Source organism: uncultured Campylobacter sp. (genome assembly GCF_937921625.1).
GTDB lineage: Bacteria > Campylobacterota > Campylobacteria > Campylobacterales > Campylobacteraceae > Campylobacter_B.
In genome coordinates this window covers 126,755-150,058 of the sequence record NZ_CAKZTI010000036.1, presented here as the reverse complement: position 1 = coordinate 150,058, position 23,304 = coordinate 126,755, and the positions used below count along the sequence as shown (strand labels likewise).

Sequence of the window (23,304 nt, the reverse complement as noted above, 5' to 3'; positions counted from 1 at the left end):
CGATTAAATTCCAAGCCGCGATAGAATTCCCGCGCAATGAAAGGCGGACTAATCCGCCTTTTTTAGATTATCGGCGAGCAAAAACGCAAGCTCTAGCGCCTGATCTGCGTTTAGGCGCGGATCGCACTGCGTTTCGTAGCGCTGTTTTAGCGTCTCTTGCGTCACGTTAAACGAGCCGCCCGTGCACTCGGTGACGTTTTGACCGGTCATCTCAAGGTGAATGCCGCCCGCATGCGTGCCCTCCGCGGCGTGGATCTCGAAAAAGCTCTGAACCTCGCTTAAAATTTTAGAAAACTCGCGCGTTTTGTAGCCGTTGGTGGTCTTGACGGTGTTGCCGTGCATCGGATCGATGCTATATAGGATCGCCCTGCCCTCGCGCTTTAGCTCGCGCAAAATTTGCGGCAGCCGCGCGCCGATCTTATCCGCGCCCATGCGGATGATGACGTTTAGCCTGCCTGCTTCGTTTTGCGGATTGAGCTTGTCGCAAAGGCGCAAAATTTCATCCGCGGTGCCGCTCGGGCCGATCTTGACGCCGAGAGGGTTTTTGATACCGCTTAAAAAATGCACGTGCGCATCGTCCGCGCCGCGCGTGCGCTCGCCGATCCAAAGCATGTGCGCCGAGCAATCATACCAATCGCCGCTGGTGCTGTCGATGCGCGTCAGACACTCCTCATAGTGCAGCAGCAGCGCCTCATGCGAGGTGTAAAGCACCGTCTCGGCAAGGCTCGGAGAATTAGCGGCGCTCAGCCCGCATGCCTCCATAAATTTAAGCGTGCGCGAAATTTCATCGCTGAGCTCGTTAAATTTAGCCTCCAGCTCGCCCTTTTTCAAAAAGCCCAAATTCCACTTATGCACCTCGTGCAGGTTCGCAAGACCGCCGCGAGAAAAGGCGCGCAGCAAATTCAGCGTCGAAGCGCTTTGATGATACGCCTCGATCATGCGCGCAGGATCCGGCTTTCGCGCCGCTTCGTTAAACTCAAATCCGTTGATTATGTCGCCGCGATAGCTAGGCAGACTTACGCCGCCAACCTCCTCGAAATCGCTGCTGCGCGGCTTTGCGAACTGCCCTGCGATACGACCTACCTTCACGACGGGGCGACCCGCCGCGAAGGTAAGAATGATCGCCATCTGAAGCATTACTTTAAACATATCGCGGATATTATTCGCGCTAAAATCATTAAAGCTCTCAGCGCAATCGCCGCCTTGAAGCAGAAACGACTTGCCCTCGCTGGCGCGCGCGAGCTCGGCTTTTAGGTTGCGAACCTCGCCCGCAAAAATTAACGGCGGCAGCTTGTAAAGGCGATCTTTGGCGGCCTGCACTGCACTTTCATCCTGATAAATCGGCTGCTGTAAAATTTTATAATCTTTCCACGACGTCCTACTCCAACTCATAGCCACTCCTAGATTTCGTAAAATTTCGCGATTATACCCAAATAAGCTTTTATTAACCCAAAAAATCTTAAAATAGCGCCTTTAGGCAATTTAGAAGGAATTTTATGGAAGAAAACCGCACTAAAGGGCTAATGTTTGCTCTTGCCACCTTTGTTATGTGGGGCGTTTTTCCGATATTTTTCAAGCTCATAAAGGATGTGGGCGCTGTGCAAATTTTAGCGCATCGCGTCGTTTGGTCCTTCGTGCTGCTACTCGTTTTTCTCTGCTTTACGCACCGTTTAAAAAACGTCGCGCGGCTTCTTAGCGCCCCTAAAATCGCCCTCACGCTGCTTTGTACGGGACTACTTATCAGCACGAACTGGGGCATTTACATCTACGCGGTAAATTCCGATCAAATTTTAGCCACTAGCCTTGGATATTTTATAAATCCGCTATTTTCGGTGCTTTTGGGCGCCTTGTTTCTGCGCGAGCGGCTAAGTGCGGCGGCTAAGCTTTCCCTGCTGCTAGCCTTTGCGGCGATCGGCGTGCAAATTTACGCGCTGGGTAGGCTACCGATAATCTCGCTCGTGCTGCCGCTTAGCTTTGCATTTTACGGTCTCATACGCAAAAAAGTAAAAGTGCCTAGCTTTGAGGGGCTGTTTTGCGAGACGACGCTGATGCTGCTACCCGCGCTTGCGTTTCTGATCTACTGCGCGCTGAAAGGAAGCGGCGCTTTCGGCTTTAACGTAAGCGGTGCGCTGCTGTTTGCAAGCGGGCTGATTACGATTTTGCCGCTGCTTACCTTCGCCGTAAGCACGCAGTATCTGCCGCTATCTACGATCGGCTTTATGCAATACATCAGCCCCTCGCTAAGCATGCTGATCGCGGTATTTATCTACGGTGAGGAGCTTGAGACTTACAAAATTTTGAGCTTTTCGCTAATTTGGTTCGGGCTCGCGGTCGTGGGCTTGGACGGCTTAAGGAGAAAAAATGGCTAATTTCGCTTTGATGTTCGCAGTCGCCCTTGCGGTGGGCGCGCTCGTGTATTTTCAGGTCCAAAAGGCTTCCGCGCGTGCAGACGCCGCAGACCCCGAGCTTAGCTCGCAAAGATATATGAAATTTTGCGATATTTTAGAGGGCAAACTGCGAGATTTAAAGCGGCTTGAACTGCACGACGAAAACGCTCGCGAGAGCTATCTAGACGAGCTTGAGGCTCTTAGCAAGGAGTTAGTTTATATCAAAACGATGCATCAAAGTAACCTAAACCCCGCCGTGTGGGAAGGCAAGCTATTTGAGTTTCTAAGTAAAACGGACTCGCTTATCGAAAAATACGCCGCGGACGCAGAGCGCTCGCTGCAAGACTGGCGCAAGCAGCTGGAGATGGAATTTAAGAATTTGTAGCGCGAAATTTTAAGCGGCGAATTTCGCAGGTGTCTATATCAGTAGAATTTTAACGCCTAAATTTATATAATTTAACGCGCCGCAACTCTCGGAATTTTTAAAATTTACATACATGCCGGAATTTTGCAAACCGCTTGCGTCATGGCGACAAAATTCCATGCGTTTTACAAAGCAAAACGACGCAAATTTTAAATCGGCGTAATTTATAGAGTTTTGCAAGATACATAGCAACCGCGAAGCCGATAATCGCGTCTGTAAATTTTATAGAATTTACTCATTGGCGGACGCGGTATCTGCAGCCTTGGATCCCGCTTGCTCTAGTTGCTTAGACGCATCGCGCCTTAAAATTTTATCGTACTCCTCCACTCTTATCACCTTGCCCTCATACTCTATTTTAAGATAATATTCCAATTTTTCTAAGTGTAAATATCTAAAAAATTTATCCAAATCAAAGCCGCTTGCACCATTAGGCTCATTGCCGCAGAGCGCAGAATAGTGCTTTATAAGCGTATCGTAGATACCAAGCAGCGCCACATTGGGCGTTACCGAGCCGCATCTATTAAGATCGGGCAGCGAACCTTTGTTAAGCTTGATTACATCATTTTCCGAATACTTTGAGCGCTCCGTCATCATATATCTAAGCAGCTCATACCTAGAGCTGTTTAATAAAGTCAAATCTAAAATAATCTCATCGTAACAATAATCATCCATATGCTTTAGATATATTTTCTTATACTCCTTCAACGTATCCAAATCCTTACGGCAGTCATCGTATTTTTTTTGAATACGCTCATCGTCCGGAAGTCCTGCCAAATCGTATTTAAGCAGCAAATTTAGCATACTTGCGTCATATCGTTGCGGCAGCATCTGATAGATGGAGCAGTTCGGCTGCCGCTCATCTTTGCGGTGTTTGAGTGTAAAAGCGATACAATTATCGTCCGTCCAAGCGGTAATCTCAGGTCTTACGCCGCTGCTAAGCATAAGCTCCGTCATCTGCAAAAATCCGCCTGCTACGGCGTAATAGAGTGGATCGGATACCGCATTAGTACCTTCACTTTTAGGCGTTATGGAATATGTCTTTACCTGTGCGTCGCTAGTAACAACCAAATAGGAGTCACTATATCCAGGGTATGTAAGCCACGGACGAACATATTTAACGCTAGAAAAGCTAGCTCCGTGCTTGAGTAGAACTTCCACGGCGGCGGTAGAGTTATTTTCGATAGCATAGCTCAGCGCCGAATGAGAAAAATCGTCCGTGCGGTTGATATCCGCTCCGTGATAGATCAGCTCCTCGGTGGTGTTTGCATCGTTGTAAAAGCTAGAATACATTATCGCCGTTATGCCAAAATGTAGCGGATCGCCCGCAGTGATGCGCTGCTCTCGCATAAATGCTAAAATACGCGCAGTGTTCTTGGAGCGCAAAAGCTTACGGAAATATTCCATTCGCTCATCGCCCTGCACTACGCGCTCGTCTAAATTTAACTCGGCGCCCAGCCTTTCGTACCGGTACCTTGCTATTGCGGCGCGATCCTCGTCCGTTAGCGGCCGATTGGAGGAATTGCCGGAGGTCGCGATGCGGCTTGCCGTGGAATTTTGCGCGGGCTGAGTTTTGGATCTGTCCATAAACGCACCGCCTGCGATCAAGAAAAATACGCCTGCCGTAACAACCAAGCACGCTATGATGAGCTTGGATTTTATCTCTTTCGAAGCAATCTCCGCAAATAAAATGACAAATACTACCGAGTGTGAGCTTAGCCGAATATAAACGGGCGTTTTCGCACATAAAATTTAGTGGCGACTTACCAAAAATATTGAAATTTTAGTTTTAAATTTGCCGCCCGCTTCGCATATATTCCTAGATAAAAACCGTATAGTCCTTTTTAATATAGTCTATATTTATATTTTTCTGTAGAAAATACTCTCTAACTTCGTCGTAAATTTCACTGCTATACAAATAAATCAAATAGTAGTGTGCCGATACGACAACGGAATAATATAAATATCCGCCATGCCACGGCTCATCTACTTTTATAAATGGAAAAATTTTAAATCCTTTTATGCCTTTATTTATGCAAAAATACACGACGAATTTTATAAATATATTCGCCACATACATGCAAAGCAAAAATACAAAGAAAAAACCTAACGAGCCAATACGATAAAAAATTCTGACATTTTTGGCAAATCAGAAAAATATTCTTGTAACGATTTAAGACTACCTGTAATAGGTGCGCCCTTTATCAATGCTTTTTCTGCTCGTTTATATCTCTTTTTTTATTGGGGGGATTTGACTACATAAAATAATTTACTTTATCGATAATATCGATATTAAGCTTATTTAAAAAATATTCTCTTACCTCTTTTGTATCTTTTTTTGAAACCAAAGGAATTATTTGTTTTCCGGTTCTTGTTTTAATGCATAAATATCCTGGATTATAAAATTCAAATTTTTTATTGTAGAGCATCGAAAATAGGAATATTGGCAAAAATCTAACGACAAGTATAGAAGCGACAAAAATAATTTCTTGATAGCCAAAACCTGACAATAAGGAAATCAAACACAAAATAAAACATAAAACATTTATTTTCAATTTATAGTTTTTCTTGATAAAGCTATCATTGTTTATTTTAAAAATTTCCAACCCGCTTGATATGTTTTTAAAATATGTTATGTGCGAATTGTTGATAATAATATCATTTTCTTTTGCAAAATAGCAATACAAGGCGAACAGGCACAAAAATAAAACACTTAAAATAAAAGTTGAATTTTGATTATATAGCAAATATGTTCTACCGCCATAATATAAATCTATCAAACCTTTGTTATACAAAATTTTTATGAAAATAGACGGAATAATGATTGCTATGATGATATAAAACAGCAAGTGCATAATGTTGTAATTTTTTATAACAATCGGATCTTTGTCGTAATCCCTAGCCCCGGTTTTAGAATTTTTATTAGGAGCGGCATCATCGGAATTTGAATTTTGAAATTTTAGATTTCCTTCTATGTTTAAATTTGAGGTATCGGATTTTGAAGTATCAAAATTTAAGGCATCAAAATTTTGAGCATTAAAATATTCTTGCGAGCCTTGCTCTAAATTTTGATGTCGTTCATTTAGAATTTTCTTTAGCTCTTCGAGTCTTGCTTCGTTCATCCTTATCCCTCGCTAGCGATCTTAAGCGATTTCGTATTTTACTTCTTTATCGCTTGGGATAGTATTAAATTTAAGGCTACCTTGCTTGCCAGACTCAAGCATTTTTGAAATTTATTTGTTGAGTAAAATTTAGTGAGATAAAGAAATAAATTTAAGCGGGAAGATCCCGCTTAAATTTTATTTGCCGCAGCCGCATTTGCCCTGAGCGGCAAGCTTACGGCGGACATAGGCGATTTTGCTTTGAAGCGGAAGATGCTTAGGGCAGTGGTCTTCGCAGCCTAGCAGCGTCATACAGCCGAATACTCCGTCATCATCGCCGATTAGCTCGTAAAAATCCGCGTCGCTGCGTTTATCCAACGCATCGATCTGAAAACGTGCCACGCGGTTGATGCCGACGGCGCCGATGTAGTCTTTTCGCATTATCGCTACGCCACATGCAGCTACACAGATACCGCACTCGATGCAGCGATCCAGCTCGAAAACCTCCTGCGCGACCTCCGGCTCGACCTTCTCCTCAAGCTTTGAGATGTCGGTTTCGTGATCGGTGTGGATCCAACTCTCTACGCGTTTGCTCATCGCGTTCATCCAGTTGCCCGTATCAACGCTGAGGTCTTTTAGCAACTTAAAAAATGGAAGCGGCATAAGCTCGATCACGCCGTCCGGATAATCCTTAGTAAGCGTGCGGCACGCAAGCTGCGGCTTGCCGTTTACGAGCATACCGCAGCTACCGCAGATACCCGCGCGACAAACGAAGTCGAAGCTTAGCTCGGGATCAAATCTCTCACGAATCACGTTAAGCGCAATAAACAGCGTCATTCCGTCGGTCTCTTCGATCTCGTAAGTAGCGAAGTGCGGCTTTGAAATTTTGCTTAGCGGATTATACTTAAATGCCTTTATTGTTATTTTTCTACTCATATCCTATACCTGCTCTTTCGTTAGGTGCTTTGTATTTTGGCTGCAATTCATAATGCATCAATGCCTCTTGAATTTCATATCTGCCTTTGCCCTCGGCTTGCATTTTCTCGCGAATTTCATCGACCTCTTTTTGGCGCACGGCGCTGTCCGGATGCTCGATGATATTGCCTTTGGCGCCGTATCCGCGGAATGCAGGCGGCATCTCCATCTTCATAATATCAAGCGGCTCGTAGCTTAGAGTAGGCATAGTATCGCCCTCTTTCCAGTTTGCAAGCGTTCGTTTTAGCCAGTTTAGATCGTCGCGTTTCGGATAGTCCTCGCGGAAGTGTGCGCCGCGGCTTTCGGTGCGATCAAGCGCACCCTTGGCGATACAAAGCGCGAGCTTTAACATCTTCGGTACGCGGTAAGCCTCCTCAAGCTCCGGATTTCCGAAAAGCTCTTTATTGCTTACTTTGACGTCCAAAGACTGCTTGTAAAGCTCCTCGAGCTCTTTTACGGCTTTGGCTAATCCCTCGCCGGTGCGGAAGATTGCGCAGTGCTCCCACATAACGTCTTTCATCTTGTTTTTGATCTCGAATACGTTAAATTTACCCTCTTTTTCAAGCAGGCTTTTCATGTAGTTTTTCTCTTTATCTACGAATTTTTGTATATCGTGCGTATTGATATCGACATCGTGTCCTTGGCAATACTCCGCAAAATACTCGCCCACGATCATTCCTGCGACGACGGTTTCGGCAACGGAATTTCCGCCCAAGCGATTAAAGCCGTGCATATCCCAGCACGCAGCCTCGCCGGCGCTGAAAAGTCCAGCTAGCGTTGGACTCTCGCCCGTAGCTTTTGTTTTGATGCCACCCATCGAGTAATGCTGCATAGGAAGGATCGGAGCCCAGCCCTTGCCGCGCTTCCTGCCCTGCTCGTCGGTTATTACCTCGGTGTCGGCAGGATCGATGCCGTTGAAAATCTCGCAAATTTCTTGCACGTCGCGTAAATTTTTCTCGATATGCTCGCGTCCGAGGATCGAGATATCAAGCCAAACGTGCTCGCCGTAAGGGCTTTTGACGCCCTTGCCTTTTCTTATATGCTCCATTATGCGACGGCTTACGACGTCGCGGCTAGCAAGCTCCTTTTTCTCCGGCTCATAATCCGGCATAAAGCGGTAGCCGTCCACATCGCGTAAAATTCCGCCGTCGCCGCGGCAACCCTCGGTAAGCAAAATTCCGCTCGGAACGATAGGGGTCGGGTGAAACTGCACCGCTTCCATATTTCCAAGTTGCGCGACGCCCGTCTCAAGCGCGATAGCAGCACCTATACCCTCGCAAACGACGGCATTTGTAGTGTGCTTATACACTCTGCCGTAGCCACCGGTAGCGATCAACGTACCTTTTGATACGTATGCGCTAATTTCGCCGGTAACCAAATCACGCACGATTGCGCCGTAGCAGCGGTTATTTGCATGAATTAGCGCGATCGCTTCCTTGCGGTCGTGAATATCGACATTATGCTTTAGCGCTTCATTTGCAACGGCAAAAAGCATAGTATGTCCCGTAGCATCGGCGGTATAGCAGGTTCGCCATTTTTTCGTACCGCCGAAGTCGCGGCTGTGGATAAGTCCGTGAACCTCATCTTTTTCGGTGATCGTGGTCTTTTGAGCGTTGATAATAGCGCTTCGCTCGCCTCTAGTAATCCTGGTCCAAGGAACGCCCCAGCCCGCAAGCTCGCGGATCGCCTTAGGCGCCGTTTGCGCAAACATCCTAGCGACATCCTGATCACAGCCCCAGTCGCTTCCTTTTACGGTATCGGCAAAGTGCACGTCCTCGTTGTCGCCCTCGCTCATTTTGGAATTTCCCAGAGACGCCTGCATGCCGCCTTGAGCTGCTGCAGAGTGTGAGCGCTTAACAGGGATTAGACTCAAAACTATGGTGCTAAGCCCCTTCTCGCCGGTAGCGATCGCAGCTCTTAATCCCGCCAAACCGCCGCCAATAACTAAAGAATCGCAATATATTACATTCATCCTAAGCTCCCTATTCTAAACTTAACCATTTGAAATCGGCGATTATCGAAAGCAAGAAAAATGCGCCCCAAACGATAAAAACCGTCTTTTTGATGAGAGCTCTTTTTCTTTGAATTTCCGCCTTCGTGCCGTCTATGCTGATCCATTTCATATAAAGCCTATAAATTCCGATGCTAGCGTGAGTTACTACGAAAATCAATAAAACGAAATAAAATAGATGAAGCTGTCCGAAGCGAGCGATAGCAAGATCTGCAGTAATTTTCGGACCGAATACGATCATTAAAATATGAGCCGCCGCAAAGAAGAATAGGAAAAACCCCGTCCAAAACTGAAACCACCAAAGCGTCGTGTCGCAATGCTTCATTCGCATTTTGTGCGCTTTAAACGCTCTGTAAGCGGCGTAGTTAGCCGGAAATTTTCTCATCGCCAAAAATGCGTGAATCACGAAAATCACGAAAATTACAAAAGCGACGATGTTTGTGACGAAATAAATTCCGCCTGGTTCGGCGAAATGTACGACGCCCTCAAACGCGCCCTTACCGATCAGAATCGTACCGGTAAATATCATATGACACAGCATAAAACAGGCCAAAATCAGCCCGCTGATGCTTTGCGCCACATCTTGCAAAGCCATAATGCGGCTTTTTTTGCCGTCTATGGATCTGCCCGTAAAGCCTTCAATGCGACCTAGCATAGGTTCTCCTTAAAAAAGATGATTATAAATCCCCGCTAAACGAAAATTTACATTTTTATAAAGAGATTATATTACTTTTTAACTTTAGATTAATTTAATTTCTGCAAATTAGTTTTTTCTTCAAAGACTGCTTTAAGAAAACTGCTATCAAAAACATCACCAAAGATAAAATTTGCCCCATCGATAAATTTAAAAATATAAACCCAAGCCCGTCGTCCGGCTGCCTAAAAAATTCCACGAAAAATCTAAACGCCGTGTATAGCATCGCATACAGACATATCAACTCGCCGTTAAATTTCTTAAATTTACGATAGAAAAATAAAATCACGAAAATTACCAGTCCTTCCAAAACCGCCTCGTAAAGCTGGCTTGGATGACGCAATGTACCGCCCACCAAGATCCCCCATGGCTCGGTCGTTTCGCGCCCGAAAAGCTCCTGATTTAAAAAATTTCCCACGCGCCCGAAAAAATACCCAAGCGGCACGCTAAGTGCCACGAGATCGAGCAGCGCCCACATATCGGTTTTAAATTTTTTGCAAAACCAAACCGTCGCAATCACAAATCCGACGACCGCGCCGTGATAGCTCATACCGCGAATGCCCACGAACTCGCCGTTATGAAAGGGGTTGAAAATTTGCCACGGATGGCTGAAATACCACGCCGCCTCGCCCGAATAGATCGCGATGTATCCAAGCCGCGCGCCCAAAATGACGCCCACTTCGACCCAGATAAAGTAGCGATCGAGCATCTTATCGCTGAAGTCAAGGCCGTCTTTTTTTACAAAATACTTTGCCATAAATAGCGCCGTAAGTAGCGCCAAAACATACATAATGCCGTACCAGTGCACGTTTATACCAAACGCGCTGAATGCCACGGGATCAAAGTGAGCGTAAATTTCGTTCCAGTAATTCAAATTTTTCCTTTGTTTTAAATTTTAAAATTTAACGCCACGCATCGGACGCTGCGTGGCGAACGCTCGGTAAAAGACGCAGAGCGGCGTATACGCAGGCACTAAACCTCAGTTTTCGAACGCTCGATCGCACGCGCGAAACACGTAAGACACGAATCCTAGCGAGAGCGTCAAACGACGCGCGGGCCACCTCACATGAAATTTCAAGCGGCGGCGCCTTGTGCGGCATACAAAGCAACGCACGGATTACCCAAGCACGCAACGTCGCGGCGCAGACGCGACGCGCACGGTATCGATACCGACAGCACACGGCAAAGGCTGGATGATGCGCATAACGCGACCAAAGCGCCGAATGCCGCGCAGAATTCAAAACGACGCGCGCGATACGACAAGCACCGACGCACAAAAACAGCAAGGCAGCTACTTTGCATCCGCGCAAGATAATGCAGATAAAATTCGCCCGCCTCGCTTAGCTTGTCGCGCCCGCAGGAGCTGTATAAGCCGTAGCGCAAGGAATTTCGAAAGCAAGCTTTAAATTCTATCTCTACGCAGCACTTCTCCGTGTCGAACACGCAAAAAAATACCGAGCGCGCGTTCTAAATTCTAAATTCCAAGCCCTAGCGTTTCTTTAACCACGCGGCAAAAATCCGCCAAAAACCACCCGAGCGCCTTGTAGTAGCTGCTTTTGGCGTTTATCTGCACGTGCGTAGCAAGCGCGGAAAAGCTCGGAATGATAAATTGCGCCAGATATAGCGTCAAAATTTTATGCGATTTCGCGTCCGTGTTTTGCTTAAAGATCATGGCAAGAAGTGCTAGCATATTGGCCGCGTGAGCGCTTTTAAGCTCCGTAAAAGGCTTTTTAAAGCGGCATTTTTCATAAAACAGCTCCACTTCGCTTTCGCTAATAAGCTTGAAAAAATCCATCTCAAACGCCCCTTTTAGCGCCTCAAAATCGCGCTCTAGCGCCGCGTAGTCCTCGCCCTGCACTTTTTGCCAAAGCTCGTAGCCGTTTTTGTTCTCGATATTTTTATTTACGATGATCCAGTTTTTGCCCAAGCCGCGCAACTTCTGCTCATCTATCACGCCCCTGAAATTCGTCGCAAAGATTATGCAGATCACCGAGTATAGCTCGCCTAATTTCATCTTTTTCCTTTAAATTTAATCAAATTTCGCTCGCCTTTTTTAGCTTTTCGATGCCGAATTTTTCCCAAATCCTGCTTAAAGATCGATCCAAGCTCTGCTGCTTTTTATCGATCTCGCCAAAAAGCAGCGAGCCGCCCGATCTGCCGCCGAAATTTGAAAGATTTAGCGCTACGTGGATTATCTGCGCGCCTTTTTTCACGTCGCAGAGCTCAAACAGCTCAAGCGCGGTCTCGCTCAGCAAATTTAGACTAAACGCCCTATCCTGGCTGATTTGGTGCGAAAACTCCTCGCGCGATTTGTAGCGGATCTTTAGATCATACGTCGCGGGCTTTAGGTCCCTCGCAAGCACTTCGCCCGCCAAATGGCGCGCCAAAATTAAAATTTTACGCCGCAGCTCATCCCGATCGGTGCACGGCGCGAAGCTGCGCCCAAAGCCGATACTCTTGCGCTCGCGCTTTGAGACGACCTCGCCCTCATCCTCGCCGCTAAGGGCTGCGAAAATTTTCCTGCCGTTTGCGCCCATCTTTTCAAAAATTTCTCTGTGCCCTAGCGCGTCGCCGAAGCTTACGATGCCGTATTTGCCGAGCGTTTTTTGCGCCGCTTTGCCGATGCCCGGGAATTTCGCTACCGGCACGGCGGATAGCTCGCGCGCGATTTGCGATTTTAAAATTTGACGCACGCCGAAGGGCTTGGCAAGGCTAGTGGCGAGCTTTGCGATCAGTTTTGCTTCGCTAAGCCCGACGCTGCACGGAAGGCTAAAGCGGCGCATAATTTCGCTCTGTAAAAACGCGGCAAAGCTCAGCGCGTCCGCGTCGTATGCCGTGCCGCGTAAATTTAGAAAAAACTCGTCGATGCTAAATTTTTCGATCTCGGGCGTAAAGTTTAGTAAAAACTCATAAATTTCGCGTGAAGCTTTTCGGTATTCGCCGTGCCGCGCGCGCACCAAAATCAGCTGCGGGCAGAGTCCGAGCGCGATTTTAACGGGCTGAGCCGAGTGCACGCCGCAGGCTCTGGCTTCGTAGCTCGCGCTTAAAATCACGCTGCCAAGCTCGCTCTTGCCGCCGAAAATCTCCTCGTCGCCGCCTCCGACGACTGCGATCTTTTTGCCCGCAAGCGCGGGATCGGCAAGCCTCGCTACAGAGACGAAGAAGCTGTCCAAATCGATGTGAGCTATCAAACTATGTCGATCCCGAATCCGCTAAGCCCCGCGTAGTCTTTCGGCTCGCTCTTGCTTAGAATTTTGATTTTTCTTACGCCCAGATGCGCTAAAATTTGCGCTCCGATGCCGAAGCTCTTAAAATCGGCGCGATTTTGCGCTGATTTTAGCATCAAAAGCACGCCGCCCTCGTTGCGTAAAACGTCCAGATCGCGCATGAAATCGTTAAATTTCGTATCGCTTAAAAACTCCAGATCGCTTGAAATTTTATGAAATTTCACGTTCGTCTGCGCGCTCTTTTCGGGCTCGCCGAAAATATAGGCGCGATGCTCGTTGCCCTCGTGATCGCTCACGTCGTAAAATTTCGCCGCTTCGCCGCACAGCAGAGCGCTTTTTGGCTCGCTAAATTTAACGAGAGTTTCGTGTTTTAGGCGGTACTGCACGATCTGTGCGACCGAGATCATATTGATGCCGTGCTGCGCGCAGAATTTCTCCAGATCGTCCCTGCGCGCCATATCGCCGTCGTCTTTGACGATCTCGCAGATCACGGCGCTTTGCGAAAGCCCAGCCAAGCGGCACAGATCCGTAGAGCCCTCGGTGTGCCCCGTGCGAGCGAGCACGCCGCCGCTTTTGGCGATGAGCGGGAAGATATGCCCAGGGCGGACGAAATCATCCGCGCGAGCGCCCACGCGCGACATTAGCTCGATCGTCATATTGCGCTCATACGCGCTTACGCCCGTCTTGGCGTCCTTCGCGTCGATCGTGACGGTAAAGGCGGTCTCGTGGCTGGAGGTGTTTTTATCGACCATCAAATTTAGATCTAGCTGCTGCGCAATCTGCGGGCTAAGCGCCACGCACAACACTCCGCGAGCATGCGTGATCGCAAAATTTACCTTCTCTGCGCTACTAAAGGTGCTCGCAAACACCAAATCACCCTCATTCTCGCGATCGACGTCATCGACCATAACAAGCATCTTGCCGTTTTTCAGATCCTCGATCGCTTGCTCTACGCTAACCATTATCTCTCCTTTAAATTTACGATATTATTTTGCCGTTTTTATTCACGATCGTTTCGCGACCGTCTAAAATAATCTTGATATAGTCGTCGCTTAAAACTTTCACAAGTTCTACTTCGTCGTAGAACGCTGGCTTTAAAATTTCATTTTCCAAATCGTCTAGTAAACCCCATTTGCCGTCTTTTTTGACTTTAACATATCCTTTATAATATATGACTTGATCGTATATATCAGATATGGTATCGCCCAAGACCAATATATCATCATAAATACAAGAAACGATCTCTTTGCCGGTTTTATCTATCAAGCTACATTTACCATCTTTTTCGACACAAGACAAACCTTTGCAAAAGTATGAAGCGCCATCATAAATACAAGGAACGACTTCTTTTCCTGTTTTGTCTATATAGCCATATTTGTCGTAATCTCTGACCCTAGCTAAGCCTTCTTTAAAATCATTAATATAATTACAAATACAAGGAACAACTTCTTTGCCGGTTTTATCTATAAAGCCATATTTACCATCTTTTTTGACCAGAGCTAAACCTTCGGAAAAGTCCCTAGCATCATCATAAACAAAAGGAATGACCTCTTTGCCGGTTTTATCTATAAAGCCATATTTACCATCTTTTTTGACCCGGACTAAGTCTTCATGAACATGAAAACTATAGACTTCATTATCATAAATACAAGGAATAACCTCTTTGCCGGTTTTATCTATCAAGCCACATTTACCATCTTTTTCGACCCAAGCTAAGCCTTCGTGAAAACTATAGATAAAATCATAAATACAAGGAATAATCTCCTCTTCTCTTTGATTTATGACACCCCATTTTTTATTCTTTTTTACTGCAACTAAAATCATCTCTATCCTCCGTTTTAAATTTTGATTTCTGCGTAAGCCGCTTTTAGCTTCTGAAAAAGCGGAGCGAACGAAACGCCGTTTACGCGGACGTTTGCTATCGTCGTGATGAAATTCGTATCGCGCTGCCACCGCGGCACGAGATGATAGTGCACGTGCTCGGCTATGCCCGCACCCGCGGCGGCGCCGAGGTTCATACCGATATTTACGCCGTTTGCGCCCAGTGTGCGCTTTAAAATCCCCACTCCGGCGCGCACGTAGCGGCTCATCTCCGCCCACGCATCGTCGCTAAGGCACTCGATATTATCGGCGTGCTCGTAAGGTATGACCATAAACGCGCCCGGGCTGTAAGGGTAGAGGTTCATCACCCCGAAGCAGTGCTGCGCGCGAAAAAGTACGCCGTTGCGATCATCAAACGCCGCATCCGCCACCGCGTCGCAGAAGGGACAGCCGCTTCTTTTTTCGGTAAAATACTCGCTTCGCCAAGGGGCGCAAAGATAATCCATCTCTTTTCCTTTCCGAAATTCCAAAATTCTATGGAATTTTAAAATTTGCGTTTCGCAAAATTCTATGAAATTTGGAATTTAAAACTTCTAAATTTCATAAAATTTTAAATTTACGCGGTCTGCGCTTGCTCGAACGGCGCGGAGCTATGCACGCGACGGAACGCGCTTTGCAATCGCGGGGCACTTCGGCGCAATACGCACTCTGTGAATCAAAGCCCGCGGCGGGCGTTAGTGCGCATTTGGCGAGCACTCATCGCACGGCAAACATAGCGTCTAATCCGCACCGCAGCCGTTCGCGCGGCATGCAATAACAAGCTCGCGATGCCAAAGCGCACGTACCGACTACGTGGTATGCGATATCAAATCTACGCGGTCGTTTGCGCGGCGCATTATAACAAATCTTAGGCGCACTCACAGGCACGGTACGCGATGCCAAACCTGCGCCGCAGTCACCATCGCAACACGCGCTAAAATTTAACGCGACGCGGTCACGGCACAGCTGTAATACAGCCGAAGTTTAATCGCGGCGTATCGCAGCCAAGGCGGCTTAGATCGCGAGCTGCGATTAAATTTACGGCGCCGTATATAATCGCCAATACTAGGCTTGTGTAAGCGTACGACATACGGGGCATTACAACAGACGCGCAATCCTAAGCAGTCAAATTCCGCAAGCGCAAACCCGCCTGCGCGAAGCTATGCAAAGCGTAAATTTAAACCTCTCTCCGCAGCCGTTTGCGCGGCGCGCAATAACAAGCTCGCGATGCCAACGCGCAGCGTGAATTCTCGCGCGATGTGCGATATTAAATTGCGCCGCGGCGCTAAATTTAAAGAGCCGTTAAATTTTAAAGTCCGCCGAATTTTAAAATTTACTGCCTTAAAATTTCGCTCCGTTCACTAAATTTAACCGCTCGCTTCGGGTTTAAGCCTACGCGATCAAATGAGCCAAATTTAAATTTAGCCGCTCGCGCCGAGCTTTATCTCGCGCAGTGCCGCGCCGACGTCATTTTGGCGCATAAAATGCTCGCCGATCAAAAACGCATCGACGCCCGCCTCGTGCAAGCTTTTAAGCTGCTCGTGCGAGTGCAGACCGCTTTCGGCTACGATGATCTTGCCGTTTGGAATCAGCGGGATTAGCCGCTCGCTCAGGCTCGTATCGACCTCGAAAGTCTCTAAATTTCGATGGTTGATGCCGATAATATCAGCCCCTGCGAAGACCGCCTTTTTCAGATCGTCCTTATCGTGGATCTCGCACAGCGCCCGAAGCCCCAGCCTGCGGGCAAACTCTAGCAACTCTCTTAGCTGTTTGCCTTCCAGAGCTTTGGCGATCAGCAGGATAAAATCTGCGCCGTAAACCAGCGCCTCGAGGATTTGATAACGATCGACGATGAAATCCTTGCGCAAAATGGGCGTGCGGGTATAGCGGCGGATCTGCGGGATAAACTCCAAATCGCCTCTGAAATAATGCGGCTCGGTAAGCACCGAAAAGGCGCTCGCACCTGCATTTTCGTACTCCACCGCAAGGCTTAGCGGCTCAAAATCCTCGCGGATGATCCCCTTGCTCGGGCTTGCCTTTTTTATCTCGGCGATGATGCGCAGCGGATCCTTCTCATCGCTTCTAAGCGCGCTTATGACATCGCGCGGCTCGTAGGGATTGGCGCTTAGCGAGCGGCCGAGCAGATCCTCGGGCAGCCTTTCTTTACGAAGCGCGAGATCCTCGCGAGTGCGTTTTAAAATTTCATCCAAAATCATCGCTACTGCTTTGGTGTCTGGATTTTAGAGCCGGTGGGCTCTTTCGACGTAGAATTTTGCTCTGGCATAAAATCCTGCCTCGATACGGAATTTTGTCTTGACGAGGCAGAATTCTGCGCGGCGGAATTTGGCGTCGCAAAATTTTCAGAAGCCGCGGAATTTGGTGCCTGGTTTTGAATCGCGGAATTTGCAGACCCAGCAGAATTTTGCGAAGCGGAGTCTTTTGGCGTTAAATCACGCGTTGCAGCGGAGCTCGGACGTGCGGAATCTAACACAGAGCTTTCGGGCGCCGTAGATTTTATGGAATTAGGCGAAGGGGTTTTTATTGCCGGGCTTTGCGGCGCCTGATCTTTCGGCGCGGAGCCTTTTATCGTAGCGGGGTTTTGCGATATAGAATTCTGCGGCGCTACGCCTGTGCTAGCGGCGCACGCATCGATCGCCTCCAAATGCTCTTTACCTTCGGGGGAATTAAAAAATTCTGCGTCTTTGATCTTAGCCATTTCATTTTTAGCCTTGTCGCACTCGCCAAGCTTGTAGTATCCCCAAGCAAGCGAGTCCAGATAATACGGCGAGTCGGGGTCTTTTTGTAGAGCGCGGCGGACGAGCTCGATGCCCTTGCGAATGTCCAAATCGTGATCTATTAGGATGTAGCCGTAGTAGTTTAGGTGCACGGGGTCTTTAAGCTGCGGCGCGATATTTTCAAATTTTGCCACTACGCTAGATAGGGTCTTGGCGTCCACGTTTTTGCCCGCACTTTCATATTCGTAGATCGCCTCGATCGCCAAAAAGTCGTAATTTTTGGTCTTCATAAACTCATCGCGCGCCATTTTAATCGCGGTTTTATAGTCTTTCTTATGCGCGTAGGCGTCGATTAGAAGCTCGCGCTTGTAGTCGTATTTTTTCAAAAGCTCGATTATTTTATCAAAGTCATTTGAGTAGTAATAAATCGCTATCATATCGTCTAAGAATTTATTATCCCCCTTGGCTTCATACAGCGCTTCATCGATCTTAGCGACATCCAAATAGCGTTTATTCGCGCGATACACATCAGCTAGCAGCTCGCACGCCATACCCTGGGCGCAGCCGTAGATGCGCCTGTGCGTCTCGATGATGCGGATCGCTCCGTCCGAATCATTGAGTTTATTTAGCAGCACGTCGCATAATCTGATGAGATTTTCGTCAGTTTTGTCTAGCTCATAGGCTTTTTCAAAGTAGGTTTTGGCTAAAGTAAAATTCTCCATCGCATAATATGTCGCCGCTAAGATCGCGTAACTACGCGAAACGGGATCTACGGTGACCAGCTTAAGAGCAGCGGTATTGGCATTTAGATTATCTTTAATGCCTAAGTAGTAGCCGATTTTTACTCGCAGATACTCGGAGTCTGAGCTTAGGCTCTTTTCGCCGAGCTTTAAATAACGCGCCGTATTTTTACGATCTTTGATCGCAAAAGCGGTCTTTAGCGCTTCTAGCAGATAAACGGACGAGCCCGTTTTATTGTATGCCTTTTCGTATAAAAACATCGATGCGACTGGATCTTTATGCAGTAGCTCCAAAGCTGTAAGCAAATCGAAATTTAACTCGGCGTCCTCTTGCGCTCGCATCGCGTGATTTAGCTTTTCTTTGGTTATACTTTTAGCACTTACGCCGCGATTTATCAAGCTCTTTTTAATTGCATCTTTTGCACCGTTTTTTGTGCCAATGCTGGAATTCCGATCAGACGCCTTTTTATCCGTAACGGACTGCTTCGCTGCTGCAGCATTCGTCCCACTTTCCGCACTTAGATACTGGGGTGCTAAAATCATCGCCGCGATTAAAATTCCGCCAAAAACCTTACCCCGATACATTCTTCCTCCAATTCTTTAGTATGCGTTTTAAAATATTCCCAAAACGGGAAGCTACGGCACTGCTTCGGACGCAGCTCGTAAATCCCGCAGTTGCGCTGTGTCTCGTCAAAAAATACGCACGCCAGGCCGCCCTCAAAGGGCTTTTCTTTTACGCTAAATCTAGCGCCTATTTTTTGTAAATAAATTTTTTTAATCCTTGCAGGTGAAATTTTAAATTTTGCCGCTAGCGCCGTAATCTCGCTCTCATCTATCCAGATATAGCCGCTCTCTCCCGTGCAGCACTTGCCGCCGCAGCGCTCGCACGCGCTCGCATCAAAGCTAAAGCCGAACTCACTCATAATCCACGCTCGTTAAATCCGCGCTTTTGTAGATCGCGTGGGCTTGTGCGGTGCGCCTTCCGTGCGCGCTAGCATAGATCGGAAGGGCGATCTCACAGGGCGAGCGCGAGTTCTTACGAGCCTGCAAAAGCGCGAGTTTAGCGGGCTTTGAAATGTCAGGATAGACAAAACCAAGCCTCGTCAAATTTAGCCTAAACTCGCCCAAAAGCTCGCAAATTTTAGCTAGCTTGCCTGCCTCGTAGCAAAAAATAAGCGTACCGCCAGGCTTGAGATGAGCATTCGCAGATCGCACAAAATCCCGTAGGCTAAGGCTTACTGCGCTCTTACTAAGCGCCATGTGAGGCTCTTTGCTAAGCGACATGCGCTCTCGATAAAAAGGCGGATTTGAGACGATAAAGTCAAAACGCTTTTTGCTTTTAAACTCCGCGAAGTCCGCGTGCAAAATCTCGGCAGGCAGATCGTTTTGCAAAGAATTTAGCCTTAAGATTTCTAAATTTCGCTCTTGAATTTCTAGCAAACTTAGATTGATGCTCTCAAAATCGCGTTTTAGCAAAAATCCCAAAATTCCACATCCTGCGCCCACATCCAGCACGTCGCCGTATATCGCTCGCGGATTTAGCGCGCCTTTTAGGCTACGCTCATTGCAAGCGGCAAACCCGCCGTCAAACAAGCACTCCGCAGCAAAATCCTCGCGCACCTTGGCGTCTTCAAATTTGCTCGCGAAATCTTTATCGTGCGTCTTTTTAGATTCTAAAGACTGCGCGATTTGCTCGTCACAAAATTTAAAATTTTCACCGCTTGCGATATCGGGCTTTAAAGTATGATGGGCTTCGTCGCTTTGAAAATCGGAATTTTTATAGCGCTCGCTTTGAAATTTCTCCTGAAATTCCGCTCGAAATTCCATTTTAAATTCCGCCTTAAGTTCAGCGCAGCCCTTACTTCCAAAATCGCGATCATTCCCCACGCTATGGTTAGCGGCATACGACTCTTCTTTGCTAAAAGCGCAATCCTCGGTACAAAATTCCGCTTCGCCGCCTGCGAAATCCGCAGCGTAAAACTGCGCATTAAAGCCTCCATCTGTCGCGTCTTTAAATTCCGCGCCACAGCCCAGCGCTAAAGAGCCATTTTGCGATGCTGCGTCAGCTTTACGCACGCCTGAGCTTCTTATAAAATTCCACAAAAAAATCGTATCGCTCGTGTAGCGATAGCCCTTTTTTGGCTGATAAAGCCTCATCTGCGGATATTTTTGATGATGGTATGAGCGTGATTTATCGCCACCACGATCGATCCACCACTTCTGCTAATGAGATCTCCACCGACGTAAAGCCCGCTAGTGGCGGTCTGGAGATTTTCATCCACGATCGGCACGCCGTTTTCGTCGTAAGCGATGCCGCATTTTTTAAGAAAATCAATCGGGCTCGTGCCACCGATCGCGTATATCACGCGGTCAAACACGAGCTCGGTGCCATCATCAAATTTTACCAGCACCTTGCCGTTTTCATTCTCAAGAGCCTCTATATCGATGCCTAAACGCAAGATGATGTTGCCGTATTTGGTCTCGCGCATTACGTCGCTTTCGTTCGTCTCGTTTAGGCGGGTAAATTTAGGCTTGCGATAGCAAAGCGTCACGACATTGGTCTTGCATAGCGCTATAGCGTATTCTGCAGCTGAGTTACCACCTCCGACGACTAGAATTTTTTCATTGATCGTGCATTTATCAAGATTGAAATTTACGCGTTGCGTGATCGAAGGCGGAATTTTATAAGCGGGCTTATTGGGCTTGCCCATCCTACCAATTGCGACGATGACGTTGCGCGCGCGGTATCCAGCCGAGCTAGTCGTGATATAAAACTCATCTGCGTGCTTTTCGATCTTTTCGACCTCACTTTTGAAATTCGTATCGATTTCATCGCTATCTAAGAGCTCGTCGAAATAATTTAGCACGCTCTCTTTCGTGCCGGTTTCAAACGAAATAGAGCCGCGCGTCTCGCTGTCAAAGCCCTTATATTCTTTATCGACGCGCTTTTTATCTTTGTAAAACTGCCTAATCGTTTGAGAGTGGTTGTCGCCTTTTTCGAGCAGAAGTACATGCGCAAGCCCGTTTCTTTTGGCTTCTACTACGGAAGCGATGCCGCAAGGACCGCCGCCGATCACCGCCAAGTCGTAAACGTCTATCATAAATTTCCTTTAATCTTTTAAATTTCATACGAAATTATAGTAAAAATTCCATTAAAATCAGTGGAATTTCCTAGCAATTTCGCAGCTTAAATTTAAAATTTTAACGCTTTAAGATGCTTGCTTGGCTAAATTTGAAAAGACATAATTTTCTACGTTTAAATTTTAAATTTCACGGCGCCAATCCGTTTATAAAAGCTCATGCGGCGGAGCAGTAGAAGCGGCAGCAAGAGCAGTAAATTTTAAAATTTCACTTCGCCGAAATGGAATTTTGCGAGCTAAGATAAAGCGGTAAGGGCGGCAAATTTTAAAATTTCACCGCCCAGACAGGGGTTTTTAGTAGAAGCTTTAAGGCTAATTAAAATTTAGCGTATATTTTATGCTAAAGTTAAATTCCATATCTTTCTCGACCTTTGGAAAGCTGCCTTTTGTGCGCTCGACCGCGCTTAACGCGCCCTCATCAAGCGAATCGACATTCGAGGAAGACGTAACGCGAAGACCCTTAACATCGCCACTTGCCGTATAGGTAAAGTGCACGCCTACGACGCCGATTTTACGCATACGTTGCGCATTTTTTGGATAGTGCGACTGCGCGTAGCGAGAAATGATGGCGAAAATTTTCTTGCCGACATCGCTATTGCTAGGATCTCCGCGGCTTGTTATAGCGTCGCTACCACCACCTGCACTACTGGAGCCGCCGCCCCCGCCGCTACCCAGCGAAATAGGCTTTGTCGGGTCAAATTTTGCCGTTAAATTCTTATCGCTGCTTTGAACTTTATGCTCTTTTTTCGGCTTAGGTTTTTCGATCGGTTTTGGTTTTTCTACCGGCTTTGGCTTAGGCTTTTCGACCGGTTTTGGTTTTTCGACTACAGGCTCTGGTATAGGCTCCGGTTCAGGAATCGGCTCGGGCTCCGGTATTGGCTCTGGCTCAGGCGGAGTTGGTTCCGGTTCGGGCTCCGGCGGAATGGGCTCGGGCTCAGGATCTGGTTCGGACTGATCGGAATGAGGCGGGATATTGGGTTCATCGGAGATATCGCCCTGCTTGGCCTCATCCATTATGCTATCGATGGAAAAGGCTATCATATCGGGCATGCTAGGCGGCTTCGGTGCCGACGATAAAAGAACAAAAACACCTACAGCGATGATGCAATGCAGCACCAAAGATACAATGAAGCCTATTGCGCTATCTTTATTCATTGCTCTTTTTCGGTCACGATCGCAAATTTTTCATGGCCTGCCTTTTTTAGGACATCCATGATCGAAATGAAAGAGGAAAATTTCGAGTCTTTATCATTTTTCAACACGACAAGATCGTTTTTATCGAGCGCGGCAATTTTTTCCTCAAGCTCATCCTCGCTTATTGCGACATCGTCTAGATAAATTTTAGATTCGCTATCCACTTTGATGGTAACTTTTTTATCCTCTTGCGGATTTTGCGAGCTTGAAGAAGATGGAAGATTTACCTTAATATGCCCCTGCGCAATAAAAGTCGAGACACTAAGCACGATCGCTAACAGCACCAGCATAATGTCGATGAACGGGACGATATTTAGCCCGTCTCGTCTAGGAATGCTCATTTATTTAACCTCATCGTAGCGGTTTAGAAGCACATCTACCTTGCGGACGAAGCCGTTGTAGATGATGAGCGTAGGTACGGCGACGACTAGACCGGTAGCCGTAGCTTTAAGGGCAAGCGAGAGACCTTGCATGATAGCCTTGGTATCGATACCGCTTGCAGTACTCATATCAAAAAATGTGATCATAATGCCAATAACAGTACCTAAAAGACCGATGTACGGAGCATTTGAATAAACAATATAAAGCGTCGTTAAATTTTTTGTCAGAGCCTCTTCATATAGCGCCTTGCTTTTGTAATCGCTCGCCTTAACCTTCGAATAAAAAAGCAGCCTTTCGATAGTAAACCACACGACTAAAAAGCTCATAAATCCGAGGATCGCAAAGATAATGTAATCCACGTAATGCGCCAAAAATTCCATAATGCCCATAAGCTCTCCTTAAAAATTTTAAAAATTTTTATAAATTCAGCAAAGTGCC

25 protein-coding genes are annotated in these 23,304 nt (G+C 47.0%); 2 read left to right on the top strand and 23 right to left on the bottom strand.

The annotated features are described in order from the left end of the window. Positions 1 to 48 precede the first annotated feature (48 nt). The gene (locus Q0101_RS06195; protein WP_297943324.1) at positions 49 to 1,392 is read right to left on the bottom strand and encodes a class II 3-deoxy-7-phosphoheptulonate synthase; all 1,344 of its coding nucleotides are present in this window, start codon (positions 1,390 to 1,392) and stop codon (positions 49 to 51) included. Positions 1,393 to 1,496: 104 nt separating this feature from the next. Here Q0101_RS06195 and rarD point away from each other — a divergent pair, with 104 nt between their 5' ends. Together rarD and Q0101_RS06185 are read left to right on the top strand one after the other, a co-directional pair. Next, the gene (gene rarD, locus Q0101_RS06190; protein ID WP_297943322.1) at positions 1,497 to 2,369 is read left to right on the top strand and encodes an EamA family transporter RarD; all 873 of its coding nucleotides are present in this window, start codon (positions 1,497 to 1,499) and stop codon (positions 2,367 to 2,369) included. Beyond that, positions 2,362 to 2,772 carry a hypothetical protein gene (locus Q0101_RS06185; RefSeq protein WP_297943320.1) on the top strand — a complete coding sequence of 137 codons (411 nt, stop codon included), beginning with the start codon at positions 2,362 to 2,364 and terminating at the stop codon, positions 2,770 to 2,772. The genes rarD and Q0101_RS06185 overlap by 8 nt, the downstream gene beginning before the upstream one ends. A 33-nt stretch (positions 2,773 to 2,805) precedes the next feature. Here Q0101_RS06185 and Q0101_RS06180 read toward each other — a convergent pair whose 3' ends face one another. The 22 genes from Q0101_RS06180 to exbB form a co-directional block, all read right to left on the bottom strand. Beyond that, entirely contained in the window at positions 2,806 to 3,003 is a 198-nt protein-coding gene (locus Q0101_RS06180; RefSeq protein WP_297943318.1) for a hypothetical protein, read from the bottom strand. 39 nt (positions 3,004 to 3,042) lie between these two features. Continuing rightward, positions 3,043 to 4,395 (bottom strand): ankyrin repeat domain-containing protein, encoded by a 1,353-nt coding sequence (locus Q0101_RS06175; RefSeq protein ID WP_297943316.1) that lies wholly within the window; start codon positions 4,393 to 4,395, stop codon positions 3,043 to 3,045. A 232-nt stretch (positions 4,396 to 4,627) separates the two neighbouring features. Continuing rightward, positions 4,628 to 4,882, bottom strand: a complete 255-nt coding sequence (locus Q0101_RS06170) for a hypothetical protein (protein ID WP_297943314.1) — start codon at positions 4,880 to 4,882, stop codon at positions 4,628 to 4,630. 181 nt (positions 4,883 to 5,063) lie between these two features. Further along, entirely contained in the window at positions 5,064 to 5,930 is an 867-nt protein-coding gene (locus Q0101_RS06165) for a hypothetical protein (RefSeq protein WP_297943312.1), read from the bottom strand. A gap of 177 nt (positions 5,931 to 6,107) precedes the next feature. Next, positions 6,108 to 6,845, bottom strand: a complete 738-nt coding sequence (locus Q0101_RS06160; protein WP_297943309.1) for a fumarate reductase iron-sulfur subunit — start codon at positions 6,843 to 6,845, stop codon at positions 6,108 to 6,110. After that, entirely contained in the window at positions 6,838 to 8,856 is a 2,019-nt protein-coding gene (locus tag Q0101_RS06155; protein ID WP_297943307.1) for a fumarate reductase flavoprotein subunit, read from the bottom strand. The genes Q0101_RS06160 and Q0101_RS06155 overlap by 8 nt, the downstream gene beginning before the upstream one ends. A 10-nt stretch (positions 8,857 to 8,866) precedes the next feature. Continuing rightward, a complete protein-coding gene (locus Q0101_RS06150; protein WP_297904688.1) occupies positions 8,867 to 9,550 on the bottom strand; it encodes a fumarate reductase cytochrome b subunit in 684 nt (227 codons plus the stop codon). 94 nt (positions 9,551 to 9,644) lie between these two features. After that, entirely contained in the window at positions 9,645 to 10,463 is an 819-nt protein-coding gene (gene lgt, locus Q0101_RS06145; RefSeq protein WP_297943305.1) for a prolipoprotein diacylglyceryl transferase, read from the bottom strand. A 600-nt stretch (positions 10,464 to 11,063) separates the two neighbouring features. Beyond that, a complete protein-coding gene (locus tag Q0101_RS06140; protein WP_297943303.1) occupies positions 11,064 to 11,603 on the bottom strand; it encodes a hypothetical protein in 540 nt (179 codons plus the stop codon). Between the two features lie 19 nt (positions 11,604 to 11,622). Further along, complete coding sequence (locus tag Q0101_RS06135) at positions 11,623 to 12,780, bottom strand: DNA polymerase IV (protein WP_297943301.1); 1,158 nt, start codon at positions 12,778 to 12,780, stop codon at positions 11,623 to 11,625. Continuing rightward, positions 12,777 to 13,778 (bottom strand): bifunctional 3,4-dihydroxy-2-butanone 4-phosphate synthase/GTP cyclohydrolase II, encoded by a 1,002-nt coding sequence (locus tag Q0101_RS06130; RefSeq protein WP_297943299.1) that lies wholly within the window; start codon positions 13,776 to 13,778, stop codon positions 12,777 to 12,779. Before Q0101_RS06130 ends, Q0101_RS06135 begins: the two co-directional genes overlap by 4 nt. 16 nt (positions 13,779 to 13,794) lie before the next feature. Then, on the bottom strand, positions 13,795 to 14,640 hold the full coding sequence (locus Q0101_RS06125) for a WG repeat-containing protein (RefSeq protein ID WP_297943297.1): 846 nt from the start codon (positions 14,638 to 14,640) through the stop codon (positions 13,795 to 13,797). Between the two features lie 14 nt (positions 14,641 to 14,654). After that, positions 14,655 to 15,143 carry an HIT domain-containing protein gene (locus Q0101_RS06120; protein WP_297943295.1) on the bottom strand — a complete coding sequence of 163 codons (489 nt, stop codon included), beginning with the start codon at positions 15,141 to 15,143 and terminating at the stop codon, positions 14,655 to 14,657. 488 nt (positions 15,144 to 15,631) lie between these two features. Then, positions 15,632 to 15,766 carry a hypothetical protein gene (locus Q0101_RS06115; RefSeq protein WP_297943293.1) on the bottom strand — a complete coding sequence of 45 codons (135 nt, stop codon included), beginning with the start codon at positions 15,764 to 15,766 and terminating at the stop codon, positions 15,632 to 15,634. Between the two features lie 331 nt (positions 15,767 to 16,097). Next, a complete protein-coding gene (gene trpC, locus Q0101_RS06110; RefSeq protein ID WP_297943291.1) occupies positions 16,098 to 16,892 on the bottom strand; it encodes an indole-3-glycerol phosphate synthase TrpC in 795 nt (264 codons plus the stop codon). A 2-nt stretch (positions 16,893 to 16,894) separates the two neighbouring features. Beyond that, a complete protein-coding gene (locus Q0101_RS06105; protein ID WP_297943289.1) occupies positions 16,895 to 18,736 on the bottom strand; it encodes a hypothetical protein in 1,842 nt (613 codons plus the stop codon). Next, positions 18,703 to 19,074: a YkgJ family cysteine cluster protein gene (locus tag Q0101_RS06100; protein WP_297943287.1), complete on the bottom strand. Its 372-nt coding sequence runs from the start codon at positions 19,072 to 19,074 to the stop codon at positions 18,703 to 18,705. The genes Q0101_RS06105 and Q0101_RS06100 overlap by 34 nt, the downstream gene beginning before the upstream one ends. After that, positions 19,067 to 20,308, bottom strand: coding sequence for a methyltransferase (locus tag Q0101_RS06095; protein ID WP_297943285.1), 1,242 nt, complete (start codon positions 20,306 to 20,308; stop codon positions 19,067 to 19,069). The genes Q0101_RS06100 and Q0101_RS06095 overlap by 8 nt, the downstream gene beginning before the upstream one ends. Next, the gene (locus Q0101_RS06090; protein WP_005872145.1) at positions 20,305 to 21,252 is read right to left on the bottom strand and encodes an NAD(P)-binding domain-containing protein; all 948 of its coding nucleotides are present in this window, start codon (positions 21,250 to 21,252) and stop codon (positions 20,305 to 20,307) included. Before Q0101_RS06090 ends, Q0101_RS06095 begins: the two co-directional genes overlap by 4 nt. Before the next feature lie 351 nt (positions 21,253 to 21,603). Further along, a complete protein-coding gene (locus Q0101_RS06085) occupies positions 21,604 to 22,446 on the bottom strand; it encodes an energy transducer TonB (RefSeq protein ID WP_297943284.1) in 843 nt (280 codons plus the stop codon). After that, positions 22,443 to 22,826 carry a TonB system transport protein ExbD gene (gene exbD / locus Q0101_RS06080; protein WP_295151962.1) on the bottom strand — a complete coding sequence of 128 codons (384 nt, stop codon included), beginning with the start codon at positions 22,824 to 22,826 and terminating at the stop codon, positions 22,443 to 22,445. Before exbD ends, Q0101_RS06085 begins: the two co-directional genes overlap by 4 nt. Beyond that, the gene (gene exbB, locus Q0101_RS06075) at positions 22,827 to 23,246 is read right to left on the bottom strand and encodes a TonB-system energizer ExbB (RefSeq protein ID WP_040304198.1); all 420 of its coding nucleotides are present in this window, start codon (positions 23,244 to 23,246) and stop codon (positions 22,827 to 22,829) included. Between the last annotated feature and the right edge of the window lie 58 nt (positions 23,247 to 23,304).

What these genes read in the sequence shown, in the direction of transcription:
- Q0101_RS06195 (WP_297943324.1), bottom strand. Translation starts at nt 1,392, where the DNA reads ATGAGTTGGAGTAGGACGTCGTGGAAAGATTATAAAATTTTACAGCAG.
- rarD (WP_297943322.1), top strand. Translation starts at nt 1,497, where the DNA reads ATGGAAGAAAACCGCACTAAAGGGCTAATGTTTGCTCTTGCCACCTTT.
- Q0101_RS06185 (WP_297943320.1), top strand. Translation starts at nt 2,362, where the DNA reads ATGGCTAATTTCGCTTTGATGTTCGCAGTCGCCCTTGCGGTGGGCGCG.
- Q0101_RS06175 (WP_297943316.1), bottom strand. Translation starts at nt 4,395, where the DNA reads ATGGACAGATCCAAAACTCAGCCCGCGCAAAATTCCACGGCAAGCCGC.
- Q0101_RS06165 (WP_297943312.1), bottom strand. Translation starts at nt 5,930, where the DNA reads ATGAACGAAGCAAGACTCGAAGAGCTAAAGAAAATTCTAAATGAACGA.
- Q0101_RS06160 (WP_297943309.1), bottom strand. Translation starts at nt 6,845, where the DNA reads ATGAGTAGAAAAATAACAATAAAGGCATTTAAGTATAATCCGCTAAGC.
- Q0101_RS06155 (WP_297943307.1), bottom strand. Translation starts at nt 8,856, where the DNA reads ATGAATGTAATATATTGCGATTCTTTAGTTATTGGCGGCGGTTTGGCG.
- Q0101_RS06150 (WP_297904688.1), bottom strand. Translation starts at nt 9,550, where the DNA reads ATGCTAGGTCGCATTGAAGGCTTTACGGGCAGATCCATAGACGGCAAA.
- Q0101_RS06140 (WP_297943303.1), bottom strand. Translation starts at nt 11,603, where the DNA reads ATGAAATTAGGCGAGCTATACTCGGTGATCTGCATAATCTTTGCGACG.
- Q0101_RS06130 (WP_297943299.1), bottom strand. Translation starts at nt 13,778, where the DNA reads ATGGTTAGCGTAGAGCAAGCGATCGAGGATCTGAAAAACGGCAAGATG.
- Q0101_RS06125 (WP_297943297.1), bottom strand. Translation starts at nt 14,640, where the DNA reads ATGATTTTAGTTGCAGTAAAAAAGAATAAAAAATGGGGTGTCATAAAT.
- Q0101_RS06120 (WP_297943295.1), bottom strand. Translation starts at nt 15,143, where the DNA reads ATGGATTATCTTTGCGCCCCTTGGCGAAGCGAGTATTTTACCGAAAAA.
- Q0101_RS06115 (WP_297943293.1), bottom strand. Translation starts at nt 15,766, where the DNA reads ATGTCGTACGCTTACACAAGCCTAGTATTGGCGATTATATACGGCGCC.
- trpC (WP_297943291.1), bottom strand. Translation starts at nt 16,892, where the DNA reads ATGATTTTGGATGAAATTTTAAAACGCACTCGCGAGGATCTCGCGCTT.
- Q0101_RS06105 (WP_297943289.1), bottom strand. Translation starts at nt 18,736, where the DNA reads ATGTATCGGGGTAAGGTTTTTGGCGGAATTTTAATCGCGGCGATGATT.
- Q0101_RS06100 (WP_297943287.1), bottom strand. Translation starts at nt 19,074, where the DNA reads ATGAGTGAGTTCGGCTTTAGCTTTGATGCGAGCGCGTGCGAGCGCTGC.
- Q0101_RS06095 (WP_297943285.1), bottom strand. Translation starts at nt 20,308, where the DNA reads ATGAGGCTTTATCAGCCAAAAAAGGGCTATCGCTACACGAGCGATACG.
- Q0101_RS06090 (WP_005872145.1), bottom strand. Translation starts at nt 21,252, where the DNA reads ATGATAGACGTTTACGACTTGGCGGTGATCGGCGGCGGTCCTTGCGGC.
- Q0101_RS06085 (WP_297943284.1), bottom strand. Translation starts at nt 22,446, where the DNA reads ATGAATAAAGATAGCGCAATAGGCTTCATTGTATCTTTGGTGCTGCAT.
- exbD (WP_295151962.1), bottom strand. Translation starts at nt 22,826, where the DNA reads ATGAGCATTCCTAGACGAGACGGGCTAAATATCGTCCCGTTCATCGAC.
- exbB (WP_040304198.1), bottom strand. Translation starts at nt 23,246, where the DNA reads ATGGAATTTTTGGCGCATTACGTGGATTACATTATCTTTGCGATCCTC.